The 12,921-nt window shown below is 70.6% G+C and carries 8 protein-coding genes; 6 read left to right on the top strand and 2 right to left on the bottom strand.

All coding sequences use genetic code 11. From position 1 onward, the window contains the following. The first annotated feature begins 11 nt into the window (after positions 1-11). The 6 genes from IE263_RS32495 (at position 12) to IE263_RS32470 (ending at position 9,768) form a co-directional block, all read left to right on the top strand. Positions 12-992 (top strand): carbohydrate ABC transporter permease, encoded by a 981-nt coding sequence (locus tag IE263_RS32495; RefSeq protein ID WP_189941438.1) that lies wholly within the window; start codon positions 12-14, stop codon positions 990-992. Further along, on the top strand, positions 989-1,873 hold the full coding sequence (locus IE263_RS32490; RefSeq protein ID WP_189941437.1) for a carbohydrate ABC transporter permease: 885 nt from the start codon (positions 989-991) through the stop codon (positions 1,871-1,873). The genes IE263_RS32495 and IE263_RS32490 overlap by 4 nt, the downstream gene beginning before the upstream one ends. Before the next feature lie 28 nt (positions 1,874-1,901). Next, positions 1,902-3,227 carry a glycoside hydrolase family 36 protein gene (locus IE263_RS32485; protein ID WP_189941436.1) on the top strand — a complete coding sequence of 442 codons (1,326 nt, stop codon included), beginning with the start codon at positions 1,902-1,904 and terminating at the stop codon, positions 3,225-3,227. Beyond that, on the top strand, positions 3,224-5,236 hold the full coding sequence (locus IE263_RS32480; protein ID WP_189941435.1) for a beta-galactosidase: 2,013 nt from the start codon (positions 3,224-3,226) through the stop codon (positions 5,234-5,236). The genes IE263_RS32485 and IE263_RS32480 overlap by 4 nt, the downstream gene beginning before the upstream one ends. An 85-nt stretch (positions 5,237-5,321) precedes the next feature. Further along, a complete protein-coding gene (locus tag IE263_RS32475; protein ID WP_189941434.1) occupies positions 5,322-5,633 on the top strand; it encodes a trypco2 family protein in 312 nt (103 codons plus the stop codon). Beyond that, a complete protein-coding gene (locus IE263_RS32470; RefSeq protein WP_189941433.1) occupies positions 5,617-9,768 on the top strand; it encodes a trypsin-like peptidase domain-containing protein in 4,152 nt (1,383 codons plus the stop codon). The genes IE263_RS32475 and IE263_RS32470 overlap by 17 nt, the downstream gene beginning before the upstream one ends. A gap of 650 nt (positions 9,769-10,418) precedes the next feature. On the opposite strand, the gene IE263_RS32465 is transcribed toward IE263_RS32470, so the two are convergent. After that, positions 10,419-11,855: a GH1 family beta-glucosidase gene (locus IE263_RS32465; RefSeq protein WP_189941432.1), complete on the bottom strand. Its 1,437-nt coding sequence runs from the start codon at positions 11,853-11,855 to the stop codon at positions 10,419-10,421. A 144-nt stretch (positions 11,856-11,999) separates the two neighbouring features. Further along, positions 12,000-12,917, bottom strand: coding sequence for a carbohydrate ABC transporter permease (locus tag IE263_RS32460; protein ID WP_189941431.1), 918 nt, complete (start codon positions 12,915-12,917; stop codon positions 12,000-12,002). Between the last annotated feature and the right edge of the window lie 4 nt (positions 12,918-12,921).

Here is a 12,921-nt window from a genome sequence, read left to right as displayed (position 1 = left end):
GTTCCAGCAGCATGAGTACTGACACGCCCACGAAGTCCCAGGAGGCGGCCGCCGTGCCGCCTCCGGGCACCGCGTCCCCGAAGAAGCGGGCACCGCAGGGCCACCGGCGCCTGCTGACCCGCCGTGACCGGCTGACGCTCGGCCTGATGGCCGGGCTGCCGACGATCCTGCACGTGGCCCTGGTGTGGGTGACGGCCCTCGCCTCGATCGCGCTGGCCTTCACCACCTGGAACGGCATCGGCTTCGACTCGATCCAGTGGGTCGGGCTGGACAACTTCAAGGAGCTGTTCACCAACAACCCGCAGTTCTGGCCCGCCGTCGAGCACAACGTCGTCTGGTTCGTCGTCCTCATCCTGATCCCGACGCCGCTCGGCCTGTTCCTGGCCGTGCAGCTGGACAAGAAGATCCGCTTCAGCCGGGTCTACCAGACGGCCTTCTTCCTGCCGGTAGTCGTGTCCATGGCCGTCATCGGCTTCGTCTGGCAGCTCGTCTACAACCCCGACACCGGCCTGATCAACAGCCTCATCGGCGCCAACGAGCCCGGCCACTACATCGACTGGATCGGCGACCCGGACCTCAACCTCTGGGCCATCCTCGTCGCCGCCTCCTGGCGGCACACCGGCTACATGATGATCCTCTACCTGGCCGGCCTCAAGAGCGTCGACCCCGCCCTGCGCGAGGCCTCCGCCCTCGACGGCGCGAACGAGTGGCAGACGTTCAAGAACGTCATCTTCCCCACCCTGCGCCCGACCAACACGGTCGTCCTCGTCGTCACGATCATCGAGGCCCTGCGCGCCTTCGACCTGGTCTTCGTCTTCAACAAGGGCGCCGAGGGCACCGAACTGCTCTCGATCCTGGTCACCAACAACATCATCGGCGAGTCCAGCCGCATCGGATACGGCTCGGCCATCGCCGTCGTCCTCCTGGTGATCTCCCTCGCCGTGATCATCCCGTACCTGGTGGCCACCTTCCGGAAGGAGCGGCGCGCATGAGCCACGCCCTGGTGACCAAGCAGCGCACCCCCGTCCGCCCGGCCCGGATCCTGCTGCACACGTTCCTCGTCGTCACGGCCCTCGCCTGGCTCGGCCCGCTCCTGTGGGCCCTGTTCGCGGCCATGCGCCCCTACGCGGAGACCAGCGAGAAGGGCTATGTCTCCTGGCCCGACCGTCTGAGCTTCGAGAACTTCACGAACGCGTTCCAGCAGTCGGACATGCTGCACTACTTCGGCAACACCCTGCTGATCGCGGTCCCGGCCGTCCTGCTGACGCTGTTCCTGTCGTCGATGGTCGCCTTCTACGTCAGCCGGTTCGACTTCCGCCTCAACCTGGCCCTGCTGCTGGTCTTCACGGCCGGCAACCTCCTCCCGCAGCAGGTGATCATCACCCCGCTGTACCGCCTGTACCTGCTCATCGACCTGCCCGGCATCACGATGAGCGGCAAGCTGTACGACTCCGCGCTCGGCCTGGTCCTCATCCACGTGGCGTTCCAGTCCGGCTTCTGCGCCTTCGTGCTGAGCAACTACATGCGCTCCCTGCCGCACGAACTGACCGAGGCCGCGCTGGTCGACGGCGCCTCCGTGTGGCGGCTGTACTGGCAGATCGTGCTGCCCCTGTGCAAGCCCGCGATGGCGGCCCTGGCGACCCTGCTCTCCATCTGGATCTACAACGACTTCTTCTGGGCCATCGTCCTGATCTCCACCGGCGAGAACATGCCGATCACCTCGGCCCTGAACAACCTCTCCGGCCAGTACTTCACCGACCCCAACCTGGTCGCCGCCGGCGCCCTGCTCACCGCGATCCCCACGCTGATCGTGTACTTCGTGCTCCAGCGGCAGTTCGTGAGCGGGCTGACGCTGGGCGCGAACAAGGGCTGACGCCACCCTTTCCCCGAAAGAGACCCCCGTGCACCACCCCTTCACCCCCGTCGCCTCCGTCCCCGTGGACGTCCACAAGGCCCTCGTCCACGAGGAGGGCTGGCAGTCCTGGAGCCCCAGCGGCACCTACGCCCTCGACGCGAAGCCGTACCGCCCGACGAACGCCAACTGGGCGACCGTCTGCTACCGGCCCGGGGTCACCGTGCCCGCCGGGGTCTTCCAGGGAGAGGGGCTGCTGGCCCTGGCTCCCCAGGGCGAGGGCGGGCCGGTCGTCGTGTGCGCGGCCGCCGATCCGCTGAGCTCCGTCCCCTCCGTCCGGCTGGAGGTGCGCGGCGACCGTGCGGAGATCAGCGCCGACGGCAAGGTGGACTTCTACTCCTACCTGGGCCCCGGCGGGATCCAGGGCGCCCTCGCCGACTGGGCCGGCAGCCTCGGCCTGGCGGACCCCCGCCCCGCCCCGACCGTCTGGTGCTCCTGGTACGAGTACTTCACCGCCGTCACCGAGGACGACATCCACGAGAACCTCCGTGCGATGGACACCCTCGACCTGCCCATCGACGTCGTGCAGATCGACGACGGCTACCAGAAGGCGCTCGGCGACTGGCTCACCCTCTCGGGCCGCTTCCGCTCCCGCGCCGCAATCGCCGACGCCATCCGCGCCCGGGGCCGCCGGGCCGGCATCTGGACGGCGCCCTTCCTGGTCGACCCGGCGAGCGACCTGGCCGCCGAGCACCCCGACTGGCTGGTCCGCGACCCCGACGGCGGCCTCACGCACGCCGGCCGCAACTGGGGCCACGACCTGAACGTCCTCGACACCACCCACCCCGGGGCGGCGGCCTACCTGACGGACGTCTTCCGCACCCTGCGCGCCGAGGGCTACGACTACTTCAAGGCCGACTTCCTGTACGCGGGCGCGCTGGACGGCGTACGGCACTCACCCGTGGACGCACTCACGGCGTACCGCGAGGGCATCGCGCTGATCAGGGAAGCCATCGGCGCCGAGTCGTACCTCCTGGGCTGCGGCGCACCGATCCTCCCCTCCATCGGCCTGTTCGACGCGATGCGGGTCAGCCCCGACACGGCCCCGCACCGCCGTCCCGAGGCCGACGACTACAGCCAGCCCGGCCAGGACCCGGCCGAGTTCACCGGCGTGGGCCGCCAGTGGCAGCACGGCCGCCTCTGGATCAACGACCCCGACTGCCTGATGGCCCGCCCGGCGGTGGAGACCCGGGAGCAGTGGGCGGCGCATGTGGAGGCGACGGGCGGTCTGATGGCGTCGAGCGACCGTCTGCTGTCGCTGGACCAGTGGGGCGTGGAGACGACGCGCCGTCTGCTGTCGGGAGTCGAGGGATGAGCCGCGAACTGAAGGTCCCCGGCATCGCCTACGGCGGCGACTACAACCCCGAGCAGTGGCCCGAGGAGGTGTGGGCCGAGGACATGCGCCTGATGGGCGAGGCCGGGGTGACGATGGTCAGCGTCAACATCTTCTCCTGGGCCCTGCTGGAACCGTCCGAGGGCGAGTACGACTTCTCCCGCCTCGACCGCGTCCTCGACATGCTGTACGCCCACGGCATCGCGGCGGACCTGGCGACCCCGACGGCCGCGCCACCGGCGTGGTTCTTCAAGGCCCATCCGGAGGCGCTCCCCGTCGACCGCGACGGCCGGACACTGTCGTACGGCAGCCGCCAGACGTTCTGCCCGAGCAGCCCGGCGTACCGGACGGCAGCCCTCCGTATCACCCGTGAACTGGCCGCACGCTACGCCGACCACCCGGCCGTGGTGATGTGGCACGTCCACAACGAGTACGGCTGCCACAACGCGGAGTGCCACTGCGACACCAGCGCGGCGGCGTTCCGGCGATGGCTGCGGGCGAAGTACCAGGACCTGCCGGCGCTGAACGAGGCCTGGGGCACCACCTTCTGGAGCCAGTGGTACTACGACTGGGACGAGGTCCTGCCCCCACGCGCGACCGGCGCGGTCCCGAACCCGGCCCACCGGCTGGACTGGCGCCGCTTCTGCAGCGAGGAGCTGCTGTCGCTGTACAGGGCGGAACGGGACGTCCTCCGGGAGGCGGCCCCCTCGATCCCCGCCACCACCAACTTCATGGTGATGTACAACTTCGACGCCCTCGACTACTGGCGCTGGGCGCCGGAGCTGGACGTGGTGTCGAACGACCACTACCTGCGCTCCACCGACCCGGAGTCACAGATCGACATCGCGATGAGCGGCGATCTGATGCGGTCGTTGGCCGGTGGGCCGTGGCTGCTGATGGAGCACGCGACGGGCGCGGTGAACTGGCAGCCGGTCAACCGGGCCAAGACGGCGGGGGAGTTGCGCCGCAACGCCCTCGCCCATGTGGCCCGGGGCGCCGACGGCATCGCGTACTTCCAGTGGCGCGCGGCGAAGGCGGGCGCCGAGCAGTGGCACTCGGCGATGCTCCCGCACGCCGGGACCGACAGCCAGATCTGGCGGGACGTCGTCCAACTGGGCTCCGACCTGCGGGCGTTGGCGGAGGTCCGCGGCAGCACGGGTACGGCCCGGACGGCGATCGTCTGGGACTGGGACGCCCGCTGGGCCCTGGAACTGCCCTCCCAGCCCAGTGAGCAGCTCCGCTACCTGGAGCTCGTCCGCTCCTGGTACGAGCCGCTCTGGCGAGCGGGCGTGGCAGTGGACTTCGTCCGCCCCGACGCCGATCTGTCGTCGTACCGCCTGGTCCTGGCCCCTGGCCTGTACCTGGTGGACGACGCCGGCGCGGCGAACCTGACGTCCTTCGCGGAGGACGGGGGCACCCTCGTGGTCGGCTTCCACAGTGGGGCGGTGGACGCGAACTGCCATGTCCGGCTGGGGGGTTACCCCGGAGCCTTCCGCGAGGCACTCGGCGTCCGCACGGACGAGCTCTTCCCGCTGCTGCCGGGGGAGTCGGTGGGCCTGAGCGGCGGCGGCCGGGGATCCCTCTGGTCGGAACGCGTCCGTCTCGAAGGCGCCGAAGCGGTGACCACGTACACCGACGGCCCCCTCACCGGCATACCGGCGGTGACCCGGCACACCTACGGGACGGGCACGACCTGGTACCTGGCCACCCTCCCCGACACGAGCACGCTGGGCGCCCTGCTGGAACGGATTCGCACGGAGGCCGGTGTGCAGGCGGAACTGGAAGGAGTGCCCGCCGGTGTGGAGGCGGTCCGCCGCCGCGGAACCGACGCCGACTACCTCTTCCTCATCGACCACACCGGCCAGGGCGCCAAGGTCCCGGTCGCGGCCGACGGCGTCGAACTCCTCACCGGAAAGCCGGTCACCGGAGGGTCGTCGGTCCTTGTGCCGCCGGGAGATGTGGCGGTGATGCGAGAGCCACGTTGCACCTGAGCCGCCAACAGACGACCTCGTGCCGAAGCATGCCCCCGCGGCGGTGACTTTGTAGCATCTGAGCACCGCGGCACAAGGGGGAAGTGTGATCGAACTGGCCGACATGATCCGTGAGTTGCGACAGCAGCTGACCAGCGCGCTGGCCGACGGCGACGGCGAGACCGTCCGTTTCGAGCTGGGGCCGGTCGAGGTCGAGGCGTCCGTCGCCGTCACCCGCGAGGCCGGCGGGGACGCCAAGGTGCGGCTGTGGGTCGTCGACGCGGGCGCGAACGGCAAGTACGCGCAGTCCGAGACCCAGCGGATCACACTCACGCTCACTCCGAAGGCCGTATCCGGCGACGGCGGCGCGCCGCGGACCGTGCTGATCGCGGGCGGCGAGGTTGACGACGAACGCTGAGCGGGGGCTGCGGCCGGAGCGTGCCGCGGAGATCATCGTCGGTCTGCCGGACGGGGGCCGACGGGGATCCGGGTACCTCGTGACGTCCGGCAGGGTGCTGACTGCCGCGCATGTCGTCGAGGGCGCGGCGCGTGTCCGGGTTCGGTTCCAGGCGGACCGACCGGGCGAACTGGTGACCGAGGCGACGGTGGCGTGGGCGCACGCGGGCATCGACATCGCCGTACTGACGCTCCCGGAGGGCACCTTCGACGACGTCACACCCGTCGTGTTCGGCCGAGTCGGTGACGAGGACGCGGTGCTGCGCTGCACCGCGTTGGGCTTCCCGCGCTTCAAGCTCCGTACTGATGAGGACGGTTCGTTCCGGGACGCCGAGCACATGCACGCGACCTGCGCGGTGCTGTCCAACCGGCGCGAGGGCACGCTCGACCTCGCCATCACCTCACCTCCCGCTGACGACGCCGACCCCGAGCGGGACGCCTGGGAAGGAATGTCCGGAGCCGCCGTCTTCAGCGACGGTCGTCTTGTCGGCGTCGTCACGCGCCACCACCGTACGGACGGTCCGGGCCGTATCGCGGCGATCCGGGTGGATCGCTGGGCCGAGTCCCTGGACGGGGCCCGACTGGCCGGACTGGAACGCCTCATGGCCTGCGACCTCCACGGCTCCGCGTTGCCCGCCGCCGCACCGGACATCGGACCGGCCCTGATCCAGGAGGCATATCGCGCGCAGCTCGCCGACATCGCTCCGCTGCGACTGGAGGACAGGGAACCTCAGCTGAGGGACCTCCTCGCGTTCTGCGGCGGCCCCGACCAGTATCTGTGGCTCCAAGGGCCGCCCTGGGCGGGGAAGACGGCACTCGCGGCATGGTTCGCGATGCATCCGCCTCGTGGTGTCGTGCCCGTCTGGTTCTTCATCACCGCGCGCTACGCAGGCCAGTCGGACGGCGCCGCCTACACCGCCGCGGCCATCGACCAGCTCGCCACGATCGCGGGCCGCGCGCCGACGGGCACGAGTTCGCCGACCGCTCGTGACGGGGAACGCCGACTGCTCCTGCGCCAAGCCGCCGAGCGCCTCGAACGAGACGGCGGCACACTGCTCCTGGTCGTGGACGGACTCGACGAGGACCAGTCGCTCCTGCCCGGCGGCAGCGGCACGAGCATCGCCTCACTGCTTCCCGAGCGGCTCCCGCCGAACGTCCGCGTCCTCGTGGCCAGCCGTACAAACCCGGGTCTTCCCTCGGACGTCAAGGGCACGCACCCACTGCGCCACTGCCCCGTGATGAGACTGACCGCCACCGAAGGGGCGCGGCACACCGAGTACGAGGCGAAGTTCGACCTCCACCAAGCGCTGTCCGGCGACCGGGTACAGCGCGACCTGGTCGGCCTGCTCACCGCGGCCCGGGGCACGCTCACGGTCGACGATCTGCGGGAACTCACGGGCGAGCCGAGCTACGAGCTGCGCCGACGGCTCGGCAGCGCCTTCGGCCGCATCCTGCGCGAGCGCGGCGGCGGCGCTGACAGCGGCGGCGATGTGACCCTGTACGTGGCCGGCCGCGGCTATCTCTTCGCTCACGAAACCCTCCTCACCGCAGCCCAGGAGGAACTCGGGCCGGACGTGGACGCGTACCTGGAGCGGCTGCACTCCTGGGCTGAGAAGTACCAGCGACGAGGCTGGCCGGAGGACACCCCGCTATACCTGCTCCAGCCGTACGGACGTCTGCTCGCCTTCCTGCGGGACGCCCGCCGCGTCGTCGCCTTCGCGACGGATGCCCGGCGGTGCGACCGGCTGCGCGAGGTGACCGGCAGCGACGCTGCCTGTCTGAGCGAGATCACGGTGGCGCGGCAGATCGTCCGCGGTACGTCCGGCGACGACCTGGGCGGGGCGGCGGCGCTCGCGGCCGTCGCGGACCTGGTGGCCCGGCGCAACGAGTCGCTGCACCCGGACATCCCGGCGGTGTACGCCCGTCATGGCCGCACCCGCCAGGCCATCGGCCTCGCCCACACCGTCTTCCGGCCCATGGACCGCGCCAAGGCCATGGCGGGCGTGGCCCACGTGCTGGCCGAGTCGGGTGACCGGCGGGCGGCGGAGCTGGCGGAGGAGGCGGTGCGGCTGACCGCGCTGGCGGTGGCGGATCCCTACGAAAGCTACGGGGACTCGTACGTTCTGGCCGCACAGGGCAGGCTGGCCACCGTCCTGGCGCGGACAGGCCGAGGAAGTGAGGCGCTGCAGCGGCTGAGCGAGCTTCCCCTGCCGGGCTACGACTCGGGCGTCGCAGCGGTGGTGGAGGCGTTCGTCGCGACCGCCGCGGTGCTTCAGGACCGCGAGCGTGCGGCTGACTTGCTGCGTCAGGCGGAGCAGGCGGCCGAGACGATCTCATTCCTGACAACGCGTGTCCGCGCCCTGGCGTCCGTCGCCGAAGTATGGGACGAGGGCCTCGACCCCGGTCGCGCAGAACGACTGTACGACTCCATCGTGATGCTCGCCCGGGAGCACGCGGGTCGTCCCCCGAACGTTCCCGCTTCCGCCGCGGAGGTCCTGCACCGAGTCCGGCCGCGCGAGGCGGAGCAGATGGCCGAGCTCGCCGTGGAACACGCACATCGGATCATGGAGCACCCCCAGGCCCAGAGCAACGCCTACGAGACGTATGGAGCGGTACGGGCGCTCGTGGCGATGGGCCGGGTCGACGATGCCCACCAACTCGCTGAAGCCTTGTGGCAGGTGGTCCTGGTGGAGCGGTGGGGGACCCTGCCGGAGCCGTGGTCGGCCCTCGCTGAAGGGCGGGCCCGTCAGGGCCGGGCCACCGAAGCATGGGCGTGCCTGGAGGCCTTCTGGGAGAGCGACGACGAACCCGTCGACGAGGACGACCGTTCCGCGGCCCGCGTCGCGGAGCTGCTCGCGGCGGCTGGGGCAGCCGACGAACTCGAGAGCCTCCTGCTCAACGCGCCGGGCCCCTGGCAATGGGCGGTCGCCGAAGCCCTGACCGCACTCGCCGCTCACTTCGCCGTCACAGAACCGGACAGGTCGTGGCGACTGCTGCATCAGGCCGAACGGAGGTATCACTCGACGGGCGGCTCGGTGTATCTCGCGCGGCACGAACGTCTCGCCGTCTTCGCGGGTGCGCTGGCCACCGTGGGCCGGTCCGCCGAAGCCGAGCGTCTCGTCGGGTCGATCGCCCGGCCCGAAGCACGGGCCTGGGGATACGCGGCCGTGTCCCTGGCCGCTGCACGGGACGACATCCGCCGGGCACTGCGCCTTGCCGAACAGGCGGTCGAGACCGCGTGTTCCATCGACCACTGGCTGCCGAGGGTCAATGCGCTGACGGTCGCCGTGCAGGCGTTGGCGGGTGCGGGCGCGGTGGACCGTACAGAGGAGGTCATCGAACAGCTCGCGGACATGTCACGGGACCCCGTGGCGGCCGAGGTCCACCGCGATCGTGCCCGCGCGGAGGCCGCGGCCTTCCTGTGGCCGCATGCTCCGGAGGAGACGGGCCGGCTGGTGGATTCCCTGATCCAGGAGACACACGACGGATCCGTGTCGGGGTACGCGAGGCTTTTCGCCGCTGCAGGAACACACGACAGCGAGCGCGGCGCCCGTGTCATGAAGATCCTGCACGACATGGCTGCGGGCAGTCCCCGGAACGTCGGTTACTCCCAAAGGGCGTTGCTCGGCCTGTTGACCGGGACCGCCGACCCGGCCGGAGCACGCCGGCACATCGATCAAGTGGTGTCGGACCACGGGACGGGCCCCCTGTCCGCACCGGGGAACACGGTGGCCATCGCATACGCCGCGCTGGGCGACCTCGCAGCGGCTTGGTCCATCGCCCGGGGACGATCGACAGAAGAGGAACGCTCGGAAACATTCGCGGCTCTGGCCGCGTTCGTCGCCTGTGTACCCGGAGATCTGACGGCGACCCGGCTCCTCAGTACCCGCAGCCCTTCCCTCGTGCGACGCCTTGCCGCGTTCCTCTTCCCGCCCGAGTCAGGCCCGGACCTCCCCACAGCGCGCGCTCTCCTCGCCGAGGCCCTGACTCCGGACGGTTGGCACCACGCCGTCCCGGTCCTCGCTGACATCGACCCCGAGGCGGTCCTCCGGGTACGAGACGTCGTCCTCGCCCACCTGGGGTTCAGCAGCGAGTGAGGCGGCCGGTCTTCACAGCGTGCAACAGAGATGCGAGGGCGTGGATGCCGCCAGCTCGATGCAGTTGCCCTCGCCCCCGCGAGCTTCGCGTACTCGTCGACTCGTGGACACCCTCTTCCGGGTCGACACGGCGGACGAAGGCGGCTTCCTGCTCGCCGTCGAGGCCCAGGGCAAAGCCGGACCCGGACAAGCCGAACAGCTGGACGTACTACTTGGCGCACCTGTACGCCAAGTACCAGCTGCCCCCGATCCTGCTGGTGGTCTGCCGGGACAAGGCCACCGCGTCCTGGGCGGCGGAACCCGTCCGGGTCGGCCTGCCCGTCCACATCAGCATGGCGGTGTTCCCACTAGTCCTGGGCCCGGGCAACGTCCCCGCGATCACCGACCCGGACGAGGCGGCCGAGGACCTCGCCCTCGCCGTCTTCGCCGCGCTCGCCCACGCCAAGGATCCGGGCCTGCCGGCGATACTGGACGCGCTGGCGGAGGCAGCGAACAACGTAGGCCGCGAGACCGCGCAGGCCTGGTGTGATTTCCTCGAAATCGGCCTGGATGACACCCCGTCGCGGAGGCGTGACCGGCGCTCGGAAAGCAGCGGGGCGCGGCACGCCCCCACGACGTGCCGCGCCCCGTCCCCCGCTCCCCCGGGAGGGTCAGGCAGTCTCGAGTGCCGGCAAGGTCCCCGTCCGCGCCGCCTTCCCGTACCACAGCGCACTGGACTTCGGGGTGCGCGCCAGCGTCGCGTAGTCCACGTACACCGCCCCGAACCGCTTCTCGTAGCCGTACGCCCACTCGAAGTTGTCGAGGAGGGACCACAGGAAGTAGCCGCGGACGTCCGCGCCCTCGGCGATGGCGCGGCGGACGGCCCTCAGGTGGCCGTGCAGGTAGGCGATGCGCTCGGGGTCGTGGACGCGGCCGTCGGGGTCGGGCTTGTCGTCGTAGGCCGCGCCGTTCTCCGTGATGTACAGCGGAAGACCCGGCGCCTCCTTCGTGTAGCGCATGATCAGCTCGTGCAGGCCCGTCGGGTCGATCGTCCAGCCCATCTCGGTGCGCTCGCCGGGGGTCTGGTGGAAGGCGACGTCGTCCGCGCCCGGCCAGGGCGAGTAGTTGCTGGCGCCGTGGCCGTCGGCCCGCGGGCCCTTCGGATCGGCGTCGGCCGCCGAGACCAGGGTGGGCGTGTAGTAGTTGAGGCCCAGCGCGCCCAACGGCTCGTTGATGGTGCGCAGATCGCCGTCGAGGACGTACGACCAGTCCGTCAGCGACGAGGTCGAGGCGAGCAGCGTCTCCGGGTACGCGCCGCGCAGCAGCGGACCGTGGAAGACACCGTTGGCCAGGTCGTCGATCTTCCGGGCCGCCGCCAGGTCCGCCGCCGACTGCGAAAGGGGCCGCACGACCGAGGAGTTGAGGCTGATCGCGACCGAGTTGCGGGCCGGCATCACCGAGCGCAGGGCCGACGTACCGAGGCCGTGCGCCAGGTTCAGGTGGTGTGCCGCGCGAAGGGAGGCCACCGGCTCCGTGCGGCCCGGCGCGTGCACCCCGGACGCGTAGCCCAGGAACGCGCTGCACCACGGCTCGTTCAGCGTGATCCAGTGCTCCACACGGTCGCCGAGCGCCTCACCGACGATCTGGGCGTACTCGGCGAAGCGGTACGCGGTGTCCCGCTCCGGCCAGCCGCCCGCGTCCTCCAGCTCCTGCGGGAGGTCCCAGTGGTAGAGGGTGACGGCCGGCTTGATGCCCTTCGACAGCAGCTCGTCGACCAGGCGGCGGTAGAAGTCCAGGCCCACCTGGACCGCCGGGCCGCGGCCGGTCGGCTGCACGCGCGACCAGGAGATGGAGAAGCGGTACGCCGTCAGGCCCAGCTCGGCCATCAGTGCCACGTCGTCGCGGTAGAGGTGGTAGTGGTCGACAGCGATGTCACCGGTCTCGCCGCCGGCCGTCTTGCCCGGCGTATGGCTGAAGGTGTCCCAGATCGACGGGGTGCGGCCGTCCTCCCGCACCGCCCCCTCGATCTGGTACGCGGACGTCGCGGCGCCCCAGAGGAAGGCGGGAGGAAAGGTCACCGGGTTCACCGGTTGTGCGGACTCAGACATGGAAGCGCTCCCATAGTGGTCGTGGAGACCGACGGAGGTGGGTGGGGGGAGAAGAACACGCAGCAAGGAGGAGGAGAGGGGAACGGGCCGAGGCGGCGGTGACCCGACCCGTGGAGAGAAGACGAACGAGAGGGAACCCGGGCCTCAGCCCTTCACCGCGCCCTGCATGATGCCTCCCACGATCTGCTTGCCGAAGATCGCGAAGACCAGGAGAAGCGGAAGCGTGCTGAGCAGCGCGCCCGCCATGATCAGGGCCTGGTCGGGGGTGTAGCCGCGACCCAGGCCGGCCACCGCGACCTGCACGGTCGGGTTGCCCAGCTGGGTCAGGACGAGGAACGGCCACAGGAAGTCGTTCCAGGTCTGTACGAACATCAGCATGCCCAGGACGGCCATCGCGGGCCGCGCGGCCGGGAACACCACGTGCCAGATCACCCGCCAGCTGCTCGCGCCGTCGACGCGGGCCGCCTCGATGATCTCGTCGGGCAGCGCCTGGATCAGGTACTGCCGCATGAAGAACACACCGAACGCGCTGACCAGCGAGGGCAGGATCACCGCCTGGAGCTGGTCGGTCCAGTCGAGCTCGGCGACCATCATGTAGAGAGGGATCACCTGGAGCTGCGGCGGCACCATCATCGTGCCGATCACGATCAGCATCAGGGCGCCCCGGCCCCTGAAGCGCAGCTTGGCGAAGGCGAACCCGGCGATCGTCGACAGGAAGACGATGGTCAGCGACGAAACGCCCGCCACGATCGTCGTGTTGAGGAACGCCTCGCCCAGATTGGCGTCGGTCCAGGCCACTTCCAGCTTGTCGAAGAGGTTCGCGCCGAACCAGAACGGCGGCGGGGTCTCCGCCAGCCGCGCGTTGTCGCGGGAGGCGGCGATCGCCGTCCAGAACAACGGGAAGATCGACACGAGGGTGAACACGATGAGAATGGCGTAGGCGATGGGGCCCGCGTGGTGCTGCCCGCCCGCGCGTCCCGCCTTCAGGCCACGCTTGCGCCGCCCGTTCTTCGGCGGCTCGGGGGTCGCGTCGGCCGGGGGTTTGGTGATTGTCGTCGTCACGGCC

The organism is Streptomyces aurantiogriseus (assembly GCF_014649375.1).
Classification (GTDB): domain Bacteria; phylum Actinomycetota; class Actinomycetes; order Streptomycetales; family Streptomycetaceae; genus Streptomyces; species Streptomyces aurantiogriseus.
Note: the sequence above shows the minus strand (reverse complement) of the source record. Positions and strands in the feature narration are given on the sequence as shown.